Source organism: Roseomonas sp. USHLN139 (genome assembly GCF_037145735.1).
In the GTDB taxonomy this organism is placed as follows: Bacteria; Pseudomonadota; Alphaproteobacteria; order Acetobacterales; family Acetobacteraceae; genus Pseudoroseomonas.
This window is the reverse complement of sequence record NZ_JBBCWY010000010.1, coordinates 60,555-75,182: the sequence shown is the minus strand read 5'-3', so window position 1 is coordinate 75,182 and position 14,628 is coordinate 60,555. Positions and strand designations below refer to the sequence as shown.

The window sequence follows — 14,628 nt, the reverse complement described above, 5'->3', positions numbered from 1 at the left end:
ATCTCAAACCGCTGTTCCGCCGATCGTTAGTCCCGTCATCTTCAAGGTCGGCTGCCCGACACCGACGGGCACGCCCTGGCCCTGCTTGCCGCAGGTGCCGATCCCCGGATCCAGCGCCAGGTCGTTGCCGATCATGCTGACCTTGGTCAGCGCCTCCGGCCCGTTGCCGATCAGCATGGCGCCCTTCACCGGGGCGACGACTTTGCCGTCCTCGACCAGATAGGCCTCGGACATGCTGAAGACGAACTTGCCGCTGGTGATGTCCACCTGGCCGCCGGCGAAGTTCACCCCCCAGATGCCGCGCTTCACGCTGGCCAGGATCTCGCCCGGATCGCGGTCGCCGCCCAGCATCACCGTGTTGGTCATGCGCGGCATCGGCGTGTGCGCATGGCTCTGGCGGCGGCCATTGCCGGTCGGCGCCACGCCCATCAGCCGGGCATTCTGCCGGTCCTGCAGGAAGCCGACCAGGATGCCATCCTCGATCAACACGGTGCGGCCGGAGGGCGTGCCCTCGTCATCCACGGTGATCGAGCCGCGGCGGTCGGGGATGGTGCCGTCATCCACCACCGTCACGCCTGGGGCGGCGATGCGGGTGCCGAGCAGCCCGGCGAAGGCCGAGGTCTGCTTGCGGTTGAAGTCGCCCTCCAGCCCGTGGCCGATCGCCTCATGCAGCAGGATGCCGGGCCAGCCCGGGCCGAGCACCACCTCCATCTCGCCGGCCGGCGCCGGGATCGCGTCGAGGTTCAGCACCGCCTGGCGCAGCGCCTCGTCGACCGCGGCCTTCCACTGCTCGGGCGCGACGATCCGGTCATAGCCGAAGCGGCCGCCCATGCCGTGGCTGCCGCTCTCGCGCCGGCCATGGGCCTCGACCACGACGCTGACATTCAGCCGCACCAGCGGCCGCAGGTCGGCGGTGCCGCTGCCGTCGCCGCGCAGGATGCGCACCGCCTGCCAGTTGCCGGTCAGGCTCGCCATCACCTGGGTGACGCGCGGATCGCGGGCGCGGGCATAGGCGTCGATCTCGGCCAGCAGCGCGGTCTTGGCCGGGAATGCCATCGCCGCCAGCGGATTGGCGTCGTCATAGAGCCGGGCATTGGTCGCCCGCGGCGCCGCGGCCAGCTCGCCGGAATGCCCGCTGGCGACGGCGCGGACGGTGGCGGCGGCGCGCGCCAGCGCGGCCTCCGAGATCTCGCCGCCATGCGCATAGCCCGAGGCCTCGCCGGCCACCGCGCGCAACCCGAAGCCGCGCGTCGCGTCGAAGCTGGCGCTGCGGATGCGGCCGTCATCCAGGCTGACCGCCTCGCTCTCCACATATTCGAGGAACAGCTCGCCATCCTCGGCGCCGGACAGGGCGGACTGCACCTGCCGCTCGGCGGCGGCGCGGTCCAGCGCCTGGAAGAACAGCCGGTCCGTGGTCTCGATCGCGCTCATGCCGTCTGCTCCTGTCTGCGCGCGGGGGCCAGCCGCAGCCGGGCCACCGTGCCTTCGCCGCGGATGCTGTCCAGCACCAGCGTGGCGTCCATCGATTGCGCCAGGGCGCGCGCCAGATACAGCCCTAAGCCGGAGCCGCCATAGCGCCGCGTGTGGCTGGCCTCCAGCTGCACGAAGGGCTCGAAGGCGCGCTCCACCTGGCCGGCATCGATGCCGATGCCGGTGTCCTTCACCTGGATCTCCACCCCCCCTTCCGGCAAGGCCTCGGCCAGGACCGTGACGCTGCCGCCGGCGGGGGTGAACTTCACCGCATTGGCCACCAGGTTGATCAGCACCTGGCGCAGCCGCCGCTCCTCCGCCTGGGCGCGCGGCAGCCCCGCGGGCAGTGGCGCCAGGGTCAGCGCCACCCCGCCCGCCTCGGCCTGCTGCCGCATCAGGCGGATGGCGCCTTCCAGCACGCTGGGCAGGAACAGCGGCCGGGTCTCCACCGGCACGGCGCCGGCGCCGGTCTGCGCCACCGTCAGCAGCTCGTCGATCAGCGACAGCAGGTGGCGGCCCGCCTCCAGGATGGCGGTGGCGAATTCGACGACATGCGGCGGCCCGTCCTCCGCCGCCAGCGCCTCGGAGAAGCCGATCACCGCGTTCAGCGGGGTGCGCAGCTCGTGGCTCATGGTCGCCAGGAAGCGGCCCTTGGCCATGTCCGCCTCCTCGGCGGCGGCGCGGGCGCGCTCCAGCGCGATGCGGCCGCGCTTCTCCTCGGTGACATCGGCATAGATGCGGACATAGCCGCCATCCGGCGTCGGGTCGGTGCTGACCTCGATCACCGTGCCGTCGAAGCGGGTGCGGCTGAAACGGTCCAGCCGCGGCACGGCGCCGACCGCGCGGGCGCGGTAGATGCGGTCCGCCTCCGGCCCGCGGCCGAATTCGCCGCGCGCATATTGCAGGTCGCGCAGCCGGTCGAGCGAGGTGCCGGGCGCCAGCTCGTCGCGCGTCAGCCCGGTCATCCGCTCGGCCAGCGCGTTGGAGGCGACCACGCGGTGCCGCCGGTCGAACAGGATGACGCCGAGCCGCAGCGAATCCAGCATCGCCTGCAGCAGGTCGGCCCGCTGCTGCGCGGCCATCTCGGCCTGCTGCAGCGCGGTGACGTCGCTCACCACCGAGATATGCCCGCCATCGGGCAGCGCCGCGGTGCGGCCCGACAGCACCACCCCGTCGCGCCGCACCCGCTTGTGCGGGCCGGAGCCGAAGTCGAACTGCCGGCGATAGACGATCTCTTCCGTATCGGCCGGATCCGGCACGAAGGCGCCTTGCATCCTGCGGCGGATGAGGTCGCGCAGATGCTCGCCCGGCTGCGCCCCGGCTTCCGGCATCAGCCGGCGATAGGCGGCATTCACCAGGGAGAGGCGCTGGTCGGCGCCATAGACGCAGACCCCGTGCGGCAGCGCCGCCAATACCCCGTCCAGCAGCGCCGCCCGGCGCTTCGCCTCGTTCTCGGCCGCGCGCAGCGTCGTCACGTCTTCCAGCGCCACCAGGAAGCCGCCGCCGGCCACCGGCAGGCTGATCGAGCGGATCGAGCGGCCATCCGCCCGCTGCCGCAGCGATTCCTGCCGCACCGAGCGGTCGAGGGTGATGCGCGCCTCGAACAGCTCCTGCCCGGGCTCGTCCACCTTCTGGTGATGCAGGAGGGCGGCGACGATGGCGCGGAACGACAGCCCCGGCTGCAGCGTTCCCGGCGGCAGCGACAGGATCTGCTCATAGGCCTCGTTGAACAGCAGCAGCCGGTGCTCCGCGTCGTACAGCCCGACGCCGACCGGCAGCAGCCGCAGCGCCTCGCGCGCCTGGCGCAGCCGCTCCGCCGCCGCGGCCGCCTCGGCATGCTGCGCCGTGGTCTCCACCGCATGGCTGACCCAGCCGCCATCGGGCAGCGGGGTCGAGGTGATGTCGAGCCAGCGTCCATCCGCCGTGCGCAGGCTGCGCCGGGTCAGCCGGCTGCGGTCCATGGCCAGCACCAGCGCGGCCAGCGCCTCCGGGTCGCCGGGGCCGTAGAAGCCGCGGAAGGCCAGCAGCCGGATCACCTCGGCGACCGGGCGGCCCTGCATCGGCACGCTCGCCGGCAGGCCGAGCACGGCCAGCATCGCCGCGTTGATCAGCTGCAGCCGGCCGCCGCCGTCGATCACCAGCACCGGGCTGGGCAGGGCCTGCAGCGTCGCCAGCCAGAGCGCGCCGCGGGCCTCGGCCTCCGGCGTGGCGGACGGGAAGGCGTTCACGGCCGCGCCGGCCGCAAGCCATGCAGCGCCGCCAGCACGGCGCTCAGCACGCCGACCGCGACCGCCTGGTGCAGCGTGCCCAGCCAGACCGGCACCACCAGCAGCAGGGTGGCGACGCCCAGGACGTATTGCAGCGCCACCGTCCCGCCCAGCGCCAGCAGCGCGCTGCGCGCGAAGCCGGGCGCCAGGGCGCGCCGGCCCCAGGCGGCGGCGGCCAGCGCGGCGAGGCCGGTCAGCGTCGCCAGCAGCCGGTGGTTGAACTGCACCGCGGCGATGTTGGCGGTGAAATTGCGCAGGAAGGGCGACAGCTGGGCATAGCCCGGCGGCACCCATTCGCCATCCATCAGCGGGAAGGTGTTGTAGGTCAGCCCCGCCTTCAGCCCGGCGACGAAGCCGCCGGCCAGCATGGTCAGCACCACCATCCCGGCGGTCAGATGCGCCAGCCGCCGCAGCCCGGCCGGCTCACGCGGGCCGCTGCGTTCCGGCCGCAGCAGCGACAGCGCCGTCCACAGCACGACGCTGTAGAGCAGCAGCGCCAGCCCCAGATGCGCCACCAGCCGGTAGGGCGAGACCGCGGTGCGGTCGGCGTCGAAGCCGGAGGCGACCATGAACCAGCCGACCCCGCCCTGCGCGCCGCCCAGCAGCAGCAGCAGCACCAGCCGCGGCCCCAGCCCCTTCGGGATCCGCCCGCGCCACCAGAACCAGAGCAGCGGCAGGGCGAAGGCCAGCCCCAGCATCCGCCCCCACAGCCGGTGCGCCCATTCCAGCCAGAAGATCTGCTTGAAGCCCTCGATGCCGAAGCCGGCATTGACCAGCTCGTACTGCGGGATGGTGCGGTAGAGGTCGTAGAGCCGTTGCCACTCGGCCTGCGACAGCGGCGGCAGCGCCCCCGACAGCGGCGCCCATTCCATGATCGACAGGCCGGAGCCGGTCAGCCGCGTCGCCCCCCCCAGCGCCACCATCGCCCAGATCAGCCCGGCCACCACCAGCAGCCAGAGGCCGAGGGCGCGGCGGTTGGAAAGGTTCCGGTCGGAAGGGGCGGGGGGCGTGGAATCGAAGGGCATGGCGGGGTCACTGTAGCATGTCTGGAGCGCCAGAGGTGGCATGCCGGACCCCGGCGGCAAGGGGACGCTTTGCCCCAGCCGCGCCGCGCCGGTCCCGGCCCCGCCGGCGGGGCCGGCCCTTGCCCTGCCGGCCGCGCCTTGCAACCCTGACCCGCCCGCTCTTGTTCCGGGCGGCCCTGCCTGCTACCCCGGCGCGCCTTCACCCCGACCCTGCCGGACCATCCGCGTCCCGCCGCAGCCGAGAACCACGGCATGTCCGCAGCCCCTCCCAGCCTTTCGGTCGTCATCCCGGTGCGCAACGAGGCGCCCAACATCGCCCCGCTGGTCGCCGAGATCAGCGCGGCGCTGGCCGCCATCCCGCACGAGATCATCTATGTCGACGACGGCTCGACCGACGCGACGGCGGCGACGCTGGCCGGGCTGATGGCGACCACCCCGACGCTGCGGACGCTGCGCCACCCGCGCTCCTGCGGCCAGTCGGCGGCCATCGTCAGCGGCGTCCGCGCCGCCCGCGGCGCCTGGATCGCGACGCTGGACGGCGACGGCCAGAACGACCCGGCCGACATTCCCGCCCTCTGGACCTTCGCCCAGGCCGAGGCGGCGCCCGAGGGAACCACCGGCGCGGTCCCGCTGCTGGTCGCCGGCTGGCGCACCCGGCGCAAGGACACCCAGGTCAAGCGCCTCTCCTCCCGCTGGGCCAACCGCATCCGGGCGAAGCTGCTGGGGGATGCCACGCCGGACACCGGCTGCGGGCTGAAGCTCTTCCCGCGCGAGCTCTTCCTGCGCCTGCCCGCCTTCGACCACATGCACCGCTTCCTGCCCGCCCTGGTCATCCGCCAGGGGGGGCGCGTCGTCTCGCAGCCGGTCAACCACCGGCCGCGGCTGCAGGGTACCTCGAATTACGGGACGCTCGACCGGCTCGCCGTGGGGATTACCGATATCCTCGGCGTGATGTGGCTGCAGAAACGCTGGAAGCGGCCGGAACCGACGGAAGTCACGCCTTGAGAGGGGCTCCGCCCCTCTCAAACTCTCCCCGCCAGGAACCTGAGGTTCCTGGACCTCCCGCCAGGAATCCCCTCCACTCCCTGGGCAAGGTGCTGGCGCTGGCCGTCGGGCTGGGGCTGGCGGGGTGGCTGCTGCGCACCCTCGGCGCGGCGCCGGGCGGGGAAGCAGCCGAGGCCTGGGTGCAGCGCTTCGGCCTGGAACAGAGCCTCAAGGGCGAGGCCGTCTTCATCCTGGTCGGCAGCCTGGCGGCCGCCGTCGGCGTGCCGCGCCAGGCCGTCGCCTTCCTCGGCGGCTATGTCTTCGGGCCCGTCATCGGCGGTGCCCTGTCGCTGCTGGCGCAGCTCCTCTCCTGCGCCGCCGCCTATGGCTGGGCCCGCCTGGTCGGCCGCGCCTGGGCCGAGCGCCGCCTGGCCGGCCGCTTCGGCCGCCGCCTGCGCCCGCTGCGCGACAGCCTGGCCGCCAGCCCCTTCGGCGCGACCCTGGCGCTGCGCCTGCTGCCGATCGGCAACAACCTGGCGCTCAACCTGCTGGCCGGCCTCTCCGGCATCCCGGCCCTGGCCTTCCTGGCCGGCTCGCTGGTCGGCTACCTGCCGCAGACGGCGATCTTCGCGCTGGCCGGCGCCGGCGTCGCCGTCGACCGCTCCTCCCAGCTGGCGCTGGCCGCGCTGCTGTTCCTCGGCTCCGCCGGCATCGGCTTCTGGCTGCTGCGCCGCCACCGCGCCGGCCGCGCCATGGACGAGGACCAGGGCTGATCCTCGCGCAGCTGTGACCGGCTGCCGGGCGCCGCCGAGGCTGGCGCCGGCCGGCGCCCGCTGCTCTATGCCCGGCCAGGGCCTCGCCTTATAATTTCGTAAGCTATCCTGCCCGCCACCCCTCGACCGGGAGCTTCCATGTCCGCCATCAAGGTCACCTACCTGACGCTGCCGGACAAGGCGGGCGGCGAGCTGATGAATGTCGGCGACCGGGTGATCTATCGCGGCGTGCGCAACATCATGCGCGCCGCCATCGGCCCGCATGTCGAGGAGACCCGCTACCTCACCGACAACACGCCGCTGCCGGCCGACACCGACATCGCCGTGGTCTGCGGCACGCCGCAGATCGCCCAGAACCGCGAGGTCAGCCAGAACATCCGCCGCATCGCCGAGCTGGCCGAGAGCGACGTGCCGGTGAAGCTGAACCTCGGCGCCGGCGCCTTCTATTTCGACGCTTTCGAGGCCGACCGTGCCGCCTGCGACGCCGCCTTCGCCGGCCGCGTCATGAAGGCGGGCTCCGCCGCCTGGTACCGCCGCTATGCCGGCTTCGACCTGCTGACCTGCCGCGACATGGGCGGCTCGGCGGTGATGACCGAGCTCGGCGTGGCGCACCGGCCGCTGCCCTGCCCGGGCTTCTTCTCGGCGCTGTTCGAGACCCGGCCGCTGTTCCGCCGGCCGCAGCAGATGGTCTCGGTGCTGAACGGCACCGCCAGCTTCTGGAACCGGGTGGATGCCGATGTGCACGCCTTCTACCGCCGCCTGTGGCAGGCCGATCCCAGCCGCATCTTCATCGCGCATGACGAGCAGGACGTGCAGATGCTCGACGAGCTCGGCATCCCGCATGTCGTCTTCGACGATGCCGAGCCCTTCATCCGCTACCTGGCCTCGGCCGACAGCCTGATTTCGCTGCGCGTGCATGGCGCGCTGCCGGCCTGGACGCTGGGCCTCGACGTGACGCTGCTCGGCCTCGACCGCCGGGCGCTGCTGGGCGAGGATTTCGGCGCGCATTTCAACGTCGTGCCGCTGCGCACCGAGGCCGACTTCCAGACCGTGCTGGACGCCGCGCCGCGCCCGCCGCTGCAGGACGAGGCCGCCCGCCGCGGCTTCTTCCAGAAATACCTGCCGCAATACACCGAGGCGATCCGCGCCATCGTCGAGCGCAAGCTGGGCCGCCTGCCGCCGCTCGGCGTGCCGCTGCACGGCCGTGGCGAGGTCGAGCCGACCGAGCCGAAGCTCGGCCAGCCGAGCGGCCGCTATTTCCACAGCCTGTTCTTCAGCCAGGAGGCCAGCTTCGCGGTCGGCGTCGAGAAGCTGCGCAGCAACCAGGAGAACCGGGTGGCCGGGGACGCGCTGGAGGTGCGGGTCAGCGACAAGAACACCCTGTCCTTCGGCCCCTATGTCCGGCTGCCGCGCGGCGACTGGACGGTGCAGGCCGAGCTGACCCTGCTGGAGGTGCCGCCCGCCCCGGCGCCGGAGCCGAACTCCCTGGCGCCGGCCGTGCAGCGCGCCAAGCGCATCGACCTGCGGGTGCAGAAGGGCATTCCGGCGCGCGAGCTGGGCAAGCAGATGATGCCGCTGGGCGAGCTGCAGCCCGGCCAGGTGCTGCGTTTCGAGCAGGATTTCGTCAATCCGAGCGACACCGGCGAGATCGAGGCGGTCTTCACCCTGATCGGCGGCCCGCTGCCCGGCGCGCTGATCCGCATCGGGGCGCTGCGCTTCACCCGCCGGGAGACGGCGGACAGCCCCGCCGCGCCCCGCCTGGGCTGAGCGCCCCGCGTCGCCGGCCAGCGGCCGGCGACAACCGGAAAAACTACTTGCGGCGGCCGCGGCCCTTCTTCTTCTCCGGGTCGTAGCCGCCGCCGCCGGGGCCGAGCGGCTTCGGCTTCCAGTCGCGCTTCGGCGTCGCCGCCTGCATCGAGCGGCCGGCCTCGTTCGGCTGCAGCCCGAGCTCCAGATTCTCCAGCCGCTTGATCTCGTCGCGCAGCCGGGCGGCGGTCTCGAATTCCAGGTCGGCGGCGGCGGTGCGCATCTTGCGCTCCAGCTCGGCGATGCTGGCGCGCAGGTCCTTGCCGACGAAGTGGCTGGGCCCTTCCTCCTCGGCGCCGGTCGGCGCGACGGTGACATAGTCCTGCTCATAGACCGACTGCAGCACGTCGCTGATCTGGCGGATGATGGTCTGCGGCGTGATGCCGTGCTCGGCATTGTAGGCGGCCTGCTTGCTGCGGCGCCGGTCGGTCTCCTCCAGCGCCCGCCTCATGCTGTCGGTCATGCGGTCGGCATAGAGCACGACGCGCCCCTCGGCATTGCGCGCGGCGCGGCCGATGGTCTGGATCAGCGAGGTGGTGGAGCGGAGGAAGCCCTCCTTGTCGGCGTCCAGGATGGCGACCAGCGCGCATTCCGGGATGTCGAGCCCCTCGCGCAGCAGGTTGATGCCGATCAGCACGTCGAAGACGCCCTTGCGCAGGTCGCGGATGATCTCGATGCGCTCGAGCGTGTCGACGTCGGAATGCAGGTAGCGGACCTTGATGCCCGCTTCCGTCATGTATTCGGTCAGGTCCTCGGCCATGCGCTTGGTCAGCGTCGTGACCAGCACGCGGCCGCCCTTCTCCATGACGAGGCGGCATTCGGCCAGCAGGTCGTCCACCTGGCGCTCGACCGGGCGGATCTCCACCGGCGGGTCGATCAGGCCGGTCGGGCGGATGACCTGTTCGGCGAAGGTGCCGCCGGTCCGCTCCATCTCCCAGCCGCCGGGCGTGGCACTGACGAAGATGCTGTCGGGGCGGAAGGCGTCCCACTCCTCGAATTTCAGCGGCCGGTTGTCCATGCAGGAAGGCAGGCGGAAGCCGAACTCGGCCAGGACCGATTTGCGCGCGAAGTCGCCGCGATACATGCCGCCGATCTGCGGCACGGTGACATGGCTTTCGTCGACGATCAGCAGCGCGTTCTCGGGGAGGTACTCGAACAGCGTCGGCGGCGGATTCCCGGGCCCGCGCCCTGACAGATACCGGGAATAATTCTCGATGCCTTTGCAGGAGCCGGTGGTCTCCATCATCTCCAGGTCGAAGGTGGTGCGCTGCTCCAGCCGCTGGGCTTCCAGCAGCTTGCCCTCGGCATTCAGCCGTTCCAGCGTCTGCTTCAGCTCGATGCGGATGTCGCGGATCGCCTGCAGCAGCGTCGGGCGCGGCGTGACGTAGTGGCTGTTGGCGTAGATGGCGACATTCTCCATCTCGCCGGCGATCTCGCCGGTCAGCGGGTCGAATTCCCGCAACCCGTCGATCTCGTCACCGAAGAGGGAGATGCGCCAGGCGCGGTCCTCCAGGTGGCTCGGCCAGATGTCGACCGTCTCGCCGCGGACGCGGAAGGTGCCGCGCTGGAAGGCGGCGTCGTTGCGGCGGTACTGCTGCTCGACCAGCGCCTTCACCAGCAGGTCGCGCGCCATGCGGCCGCCGACCTGCAGCTTGACCACCATGTTGGAATAGAGCTCGACCGAGCCGATGCCGTAGATGCAGGAGACCGAGGCGACGATGATGACGTCGTTGCGCTCGAGCAGCGCCTGCGTCGCCGAATGGCGCATGCGGTCGATCTGCTCGTTGATCTGCGCGTCTTTTTCAATGTAGGTGTCGGAACGCGGAACATAGGCTTCCGGCTGGTAGTAGTCGTAGTAGCTGACGAAATACTCGACCGCGTTCTCCGGGAAGAACTGCTTCATCTCGCCATAGAGCTGCGCCGCCAGCGTCTTGTTTGGCGCCAGGATCAGGGTCGGGCGCTGCTGCGCCTCGATCACCTTGGCCATGGTGAAGGTCTTGCCCGAGCCGGTGACGCCGAGCAGCACCTGGTCGCGCTCACCCTGGCTCAGCCCCTCGACCAGCTGGCCGATGGCGGTGGGCTGGTCGCCGGCCGGCTCATAGGGCGAGACCACCTGCAGCCGCCGGTTGCCGGAGGGGACCGGGCGCTTCGGTGGCAGGAAGGGGGTGGCGGCGGGGATGATGTGGTTCATGCGGCGGCGCGGCTCGGCAAAGGGGGGCAGGCAAGGGTCGGACACCCGATGTGGGGCCAGCGCCGGCTCACGACCAGAGGGGCGCAGCGCTCCGTGAACATGGCATGAACATCGTCATGCTGCCGCGGGTTTCACGGCGATGCCTTGAACATAAGTTAACATCTTCGTGATAGGTTCATATCCTTTAAGCTTTCTTCACAGTTTCGCCGGCATTCTCCGCCGCCTGATCGGCGCGGCCAGAATCGGTCCCGCCCCGTCGCCCCACGGCTTGCCGGCCCCTGGCCGGCAGCCTCTCGGCCAAGGAGCACAGAATGTGCGATCCCTTCGCGGCACCCCGCCTGTCCTCGGCGGAGATCGCCGACATCACCAGCGGCCTGCGGGCCCTGGCCGGCAACTGGACGATCTTCCCGCATGTCGGCAGCATGGGGGAGGTGACGCTGCTGCTGGCCCCCGAGGCCTGGGAGGGCGGCGACACCGCCCTGCTGGTGCAGCGCGAGGCTGACGGCATCTCCCTTCTCCTCAGCGAGGCCGACAGCCTGATCCGCATCGCCCTGCTGCCGGATGCCGCCGGCGTGGTCGCCGCGGCCGGCCGGGCCGCCTGGCGGCAGATGGCCCGGATGCGCGCCGCCTGAGCCACCCCGCGCTTCCCCCGGAGCGCCCCCCCGACCACCCCCGGCTACCCCCCATTCCCTCCGCCGAGCATCGCGGCCGCCAGCCCCGCCAGCGGCAGGCTGTGCGTCGCCGCGCCCAGGGCGAGGGCGGCGCGCGGCATGCCGGCATGCCGGCAGCAGGCCTCGTCCTGCACCAGGCAGGCGGCGCCGGCCTCGCGCAGCGCCAGCAGCCCCTGCGCCCCGTCCTCGCCGCGGCCGCTGAGCAGCACCCCCATCGCCGCCGCGCCGGCATGGTGCGCCGCCGAGCGGAACAGCAGGTCCACCGAGGGCCGCCGGCCCTGCAGCGGCGGCGCCTCCTGCAGCGTGACGCGCAGCCCGGGGCCGAGCAGCAGGTGGCGGCCGGGCGGCGCCAGCAGGGCCGCGCCGGGGCAGGGGAGGTCGCCCTCCCGGGCCTCGCGCACGGCGATGCGGCAGCGCGCCGCCAGCAGCGCGGCCAGCGCCCCGGCCAGCGGCGGCGGCAGCGGCAGGGCCACCACCAGCGGCGGGCAGGCGGGCGGCAGGGCGGGCAGCAGCCGCAGCAGCGCCGCCGGCCCGCCGGTGGCGGCGCCGAGGCAGACCACCGCCGGGCGCCGCAGCGGCGCCGCCGGGGCGGGGAGGGGCAGCGGCGGCGGCCGCGGCAGCCCGCTTTCCGCCGCGGCCCGCACCCGGTCGCGGATGTCTTCCTGGTCGTCGGGCGAGGCGGTGGCGGAGGGCTTCACCAGCACCTCGGCCACCTCGCCCTCGGCCAGGGCCAGCAGGAGGGCGGGCAGGATGGCGGGCAGCAGGGCGGGCCGGCTGGCGCCCAGGCACAGCACCACCGGCAGGGTGCGGCGCGCCAGCGCGCGCTTCAGCACGGCCAGCCCCTCGACCCGCTGCGGCGCGGCGTCGAGCAGGATGACGTCGGGCGGGTCGCGCTCCAGCTGGCGGGCGGCGGCCAGCGGGTCGGCGGCGGTGGTCGGGCGGATGGCGCGGTCGGCGGCCAGGAGGGCGGCCAGCGCCTGGCGGGGGGCCGCGTCTTCCTCCACCACCAGGGCGCGGATGCGGCGCTGCATGGCGCGCTCAGCCGGGCCCCTGAAGGGGAAGGACGCGATGCATGGCGACAGGGAACCCGGCCGGTGGATGGCGCGGGATGCTGGCCGCCTGTCCTTAACGCGGGCTCTCCGTGGTGCCGGCGCGCAGCCGCACCGGCGCGGGCAGCGGGATCGGCGGGCCGGGATCCTCGGCCACGGCGCCGAAGCGGCCGGCCTGCCAGTCGGCCTTGGCCTGCTCGATGCGGTCGCGGCGCGAGGAGACGAAGTTCCAGAACAGGAAGCGCGGCCCGTCCATCACCGCGCCGCCCAGCAGCAGCAGCCGTGCCCCCTCCGGCCCGGCGGTCAGGGTAATGCGGTCGCCGGCCCGGAAGACCAGCATCCGGCCCGCCGCGTGGATATCCCCGGCGATGTCCAGGGAACCTTCCAGCAGATAGACGCCGCGTTCCTCATGCCCGTCCGGCAGCGGCAGGCGGGCGCCGGGGTCGAGCGCGGCATCGGCATAGAACAGCGGCCACAGCGTCTCCACCGGCGCGCGTGCGCCGAAGGCCTCGCCGGCGATCAGGCGCAGCCGGGCGCCGCCATCCTCGAGGCGGGGCAGTTCGGCGGCGGCATGGTGGGCGAAGCGCGGCGCCGTCTCCTCCTGCGCCGCCGGCAGCGCGACCCAGGACTGGATGCCGTAGAGCGGCCGGGGATGCGCCCGGCTGGCGGCATCGCTGCGCTCGGAATGGGCGATGCCCTGGCCGGCGGTCATCCAGTTGACGTCGCCCGGCGCGATCGCCTGGCGGGAGCCGACGCTGTCGCGGTGGATGATGCCGCCCTGGAACAGGTAGGTGACCGTCGCCAGCCCGATATGCGGATGCGGCCGCACGTCCAGCCCCTGGCCGGTCAGGAACTCGCCGGGCCCCATCTGGTCGAAGAAGATGAAGGGGCCGATCATCCGGCGCTCCTTCGCCGGCAGGGCGCGGCGCACCTCGAAGCCGCCGATGTCGTGGCTGCGCGGCAGGATGACGGCATCGAGCATCAGGCTTCCTCCGGGGGGGCCAGGACCAGCGCGCCCATCGGCGGGCTCGGCGCCAGCAGGTCGGGCGTCTCGCCGCGCAGCAGGGCGGCCAGCAGCTTCAACGGGCCGCCATGGCTGACCACCACGCTATCCTCCGGCAGCGCCGCATGGAAGGCCGCGACGCGGGCGCGCAGGGCCGCGCCGGATTCGCCGCCGGGGGGCGCGTTTCGTTCAACATCGGCGGCCCAGGCATCGAAATTGGCGCGGGGAATGTCGTCCCAGGCCACGCCTTCCCAGTCGCCGAAATCCAGCTCCAGCAGGCGTTCGTCGAAGGTCACCTCGCGTCCGGCGGCGAGTGCTTCGGCCAACGCCCGGCAGCGTCGCGCCGGGCTGCTGAAGATCGGCGCCCTGTCGAGCCCGGCCGTCGCGATCCCGTGGTGCAGCGCCGCCACATCGCCCGCCCCCGGCGCCAGGTCGAGCCGGCCGTAGCAGATCCCCGGCGCCACCACGGCCGGGAAATGGCGGATCAGCGCCGCGCGCATCAGGCCGTCATCGCCAGGTCCATGCAATGCTCCAGCTTGCGCATCACCGCGCGCAGCCGCGGCCGCGCCTCCTGCAGCAGGTATTCCGGCGAGACCAGGAAGGCGGGGGCGCCGCAATTCACCACCATCGGCGGCAGGCCGCCGCCCGGCTGGAAGCCCATGGCGATGGCGTTCACATCCGGCTGCCAGTCGCCGAAGGAGCAGCAGCAGCCGAATTCCGCCTGCTCGGCCAGGGCCCGGGCGATGGTCGCCTCCAGCTTCGCCGGGTCGCGCGCCTGCGGGATCAGCGCGGCGCGCTCGCTGGGCGTCGCGGCGGCCAGCCAGGCGCGGCCCATGGCGCTGTTGCCCAGCGAGATGCGCGAGCCGGCCTCCAGGTTGACGGCGACGGCGGCATCGCCGCGCGCCAGCTCCAGATAGACCATGCCCATGCGGTCGCGGCTGCCCAGCGCCACGATGCTGTGCGTCTCGGTCGCCAGCGCCTGCAGCAGCGGCCGCGCGATGCGGCGGATGTCGAGCCCGCCCAGCATGGCGCTGCCGAGCGACAGCACCGCCATGCCGAGTCGGTAGCGGCCCATCGCCGGCACGTGGTGCAGGAAGCCGAGCTCGGTCAGCGTGTGGGTCAGGCGCGAGACGGTGGATTTCGGCAGGCCGGTGCGCGCCGCGATCTCCTGGTTGCCGAGCAGCGCCTCGCCGCGGCGGAAGCAGCCCAGCACCTCCAGCCCGCGCGCCAGGGCGGTGACGAAATGCCGGTCCTCGCTGGCGGGCTGGGTGTCGTCGGCGGCGCGGGGGCGGCGTTGGCGGGGCATCGGCAGGCATCCGGAACGAAGGCGGTGGCTTGACGCGCCGCGCGGTTTGGGCGACCGATAGCCACCAAATGCAGAATTGAATT

General features: G+C 72.8%; 12 protein-coding genes. 4 read left to right on the top strand and 8 right to left on the bottom strand.

What is annotated here, in order from left to right; translation table 11 throughout:
• Positions 1–3: 3 nt before the first annotated feature.
• Genes tldD through WFI16_RS22355 form a run of 3 tightly spaced genes read right to left on the bottom strand, consistent with a single transcriptional unit; the run spans position 4 to position 4,762 of the window.
• Positions 4–1,431 (bottom strand): metalloprotease TldD, encoded by a 1,428-nt coding sequence (tldD, locus tag WFI16_RS22365; RefSeq protein ID WP_419900069.1) that lies wholly within the window; start codon positions 1,429–1,431, stop codon positions 4–6.
• A complete protein-coding gene (locus tag WFI16_RS22360; RefSeq protein ID WP_419900068.1) occupies positions 1,428–3,698 on the bottom strand; it encodes a sensor histidine kinase in 2,271 nt (756 codons plus the stop codon). The genes tldD and WFI16_RS22360 overlap by 4 nt, the downstream gene beginning before the upstream one ends.
• A complete protein-coding gene (locus WFI16_RS22355; RefSeq protein WP_419900067.1) occupies positions 3,695–4,762 on the bottom strand; it encodes a COX15/CtaA family protein in 1,068 nt (355 codons plus the stop codon). The genes WFI16_RS22360 and WFI16_RS22355 overlap by 4 nt, the downstream gene beginning before the upstream one ends.
• 252 nt (positions 4,763–5,014) lie before the next feature.
• Between WFI16_RS22355 and WFI16_RS22350 the strand changes: the two genes are divergently transcribed.
• The 3 genes from WFI16_RS22350 to WFI16_RS22340 all read left to right on the top strand — a co-directional run bounded on the left by WFI16_RS22350 (position 5,015) and on the right by WFI16_RS22340 (position 8,286).
• Entirely contained in the window at positions 5,015–5,767 is a 753-nt protein-coding gene (locus tag WFI16_RS22350) for a glycosyltransferase family 2 protein (protein WP_419900066.1), read from the top strand.
• An 89-nt stretch (positions 5,768–5,856) separates the two neighbouring features.
• Positions 5,857–6,519 (top strand): TVP38/TMEM64 family protein, encoded by a 663-nt coding sequence (locus WFI16_RS22345; protein ID WP_419900065.1) that lies wholly within the window; start codon positions 5,857–5,859, stop codon positions 6,517–6,519.
• Positions 6,520–6,657: 138 nt separating this feature from the next.
• Positions 6,658–8,286 carry a hypothetical protein gene (locus WFI16_RS22340; RefSeq protein WP_419900064.1) on the top strand — a complete coding sequence of 543 codons (1,629 nt, stop codon included), beginning with the start codon at positions 6,658–6,660 and terminating at the stop codon, positions 8,284–8,286.
• A 43-nt stretch (positions 8,287–8,329) separates the two neighbouring features.
• Here the strand turns inward: WFI16_RS22340 and uvrB are convergent, their stop codons facing one another.
• A complete protein-coding gene (gene uvrB, locus WFI16_RS22335) occupies positions 8,330–10,516 on the bottom strand; it encodes an excinuclease ABC subunit UvrB (protein ID WP_419900063.1) in 2,187 nt (728 codons plus the stop codon).
• Between the two features lie 311 nt (positions 10,517–10,827).
• Here uvrB and WFI16_RS22330 point away from each other — a divergent pair, with 311 nt between their 5' ends.
• Positions 10,828–11,148, top strand: a complete 321-nt coding sequence (locus WFI16_RS22330) for a hypothetical protein (protein ID WP_419900062.1) — start codon at positions 10,828–10,830, stop codon at positions 11,146–11,148.
• Positions 11,149–11,192: 44 nt separating this feature from the next.
• Here WFI16_RS22330 and WFI16_RS22325 read toward each other — a convergent pair whose 3' ends face one another.
• The 4 genes from WFI16_RS22325 to WFI16_RS22310 all read right to left on the bottom strand — a co-directional run bounded on the left by WFI16_RS22325 (position 11,193) and on the right by WFI16_RS22310 (position 14,545).
• Positions 11,193–12,218 (bottom strand): chemotaxis protein CheB, encoded by a 1,026-nt coding sequence (locus WFI16_RS22325; RefSeq protein WP_419900061.1) that lies wholly within the window; start codon positions 12,216–12,218, stop codon positions 11,193–11,195.
• A gap of 94 nt (positions 12,219–12,312) precedes the next feature.
• On the bottom strand, positions 12,313–13,218 hold the full coding sequence (locus tag WFI16_RS22320; RefSeq protein WP_419900060.1) for a pirin family protein: 906 nt from the start codon (positions 13,216–13,218) through the stop codon (positions 12,313–12,315).
• A complete protein-coding gene (locus WFI16_RS22315; RefSeq protein WP_419900059.1) occupies positions 13,218–13,739 on the bottom strand; it encodes a histidine phosphatase family protein in 522 nt (173 codons plus the stop codon). Before WFI16_RS22315 ends, WFI16_RS22320 begins: the two co-directional genes overlap by 1 nt.
• Complete coding sequence (locus WFI16_RS22310) at positions 13,739–14,545, bottom strand: IclR family transcriptional regulator (RefSeq protein WP_419900058.1); 807 nt, start codon at positions 14,543–14,545, stop codon at positions 13,739–13,741. The genes WFI16_RS22315 and WFI16_RS22310 overlap by 1 nt, the downstream gene beginning before the upstream one ends.
• Between the last annotated feature and the right edge of the window lie 83 nt (positions 14,546–14,628).

What these genes read in the sequence shown, in the direction of transcription:
- tldD (WP_419900069.1), bottom strand. Translation starts at nt 1,431, where the DNA reads ATGAGCGCGATCGAGACCACGGACCGGCTGTTCTTCCAGGCGCTGGAC.
- WFI16_RS22340 (WP_419900064.1), top strand. Translation starts at nt 6,658, where the DNA reads ATGTCCGCCATCAAGGTCACCTACCTGACGCTGCCGGACAAGGCGGGC.
- WFI16_RS22330 (WP_419900062.1), top strand. Translation starts at nt 10,828, where the DNA reads ATGTGCGATCCCTTCGCGGCACCCCGCCTGTCCTCGGCGGAGATCGCC.
- uvrB (WP_419900063.1), bottom strand. Translation starts at nt 10,516, where the DNA reads ATGAACCACATCATCCCCGCCGCCACCCCCTTCCTGCCACCGAAGCGC.
- WFI16_RS22310 (WP_419900058.1), bottom strand. Translation starts at nt 14,545, where the DNA reads ATGCCCCGCCAACGCCGCCCCCGCGCCGCCGACGACACCCAGCCCGCC.
- WFI16_RS22350 (WP_419900066.1), top strand. Translation starts at nt 5,015, where the DNA reads ATGTCCGCAGCCCCTCCCAGCCTTTCGGTCGTCATCCCGGTGCGCAAC.
- WFI16_RS22325 (WP_419900061.1), bottom strand. Translation starts at nt 12,218, where the DNA reads ATGCAGCGCCGCATCCGCGCCCTGGTGGTGGAGGAAGACGCGGCCCCC.
- WFI16_RS22315 (WP_419900059.1), bottom strand. Translation starts at nt 13,739, where the DNA reads ATGCGCGCGGCGCTGATCCGCCATTTCCCGGCCGTGGTGGCGCCGGGG.
- WFI16_RS22320 (WP_419900060.1), bottom strand. Translation starts at nt 13,218, where the DNA reads ATGCTCGATGCCGTCATCCTGCCGCGCAGCCACGACATCGGCGGCTTC.
- WFI16_RS22355 (WP_419900067.1), bottom strand. Translation starts at nt 4,762, where the DNA reads ATGCCCTTCGATTCCACGCCCCCCGCCCCTTCCGACCGGAACCTTTCC.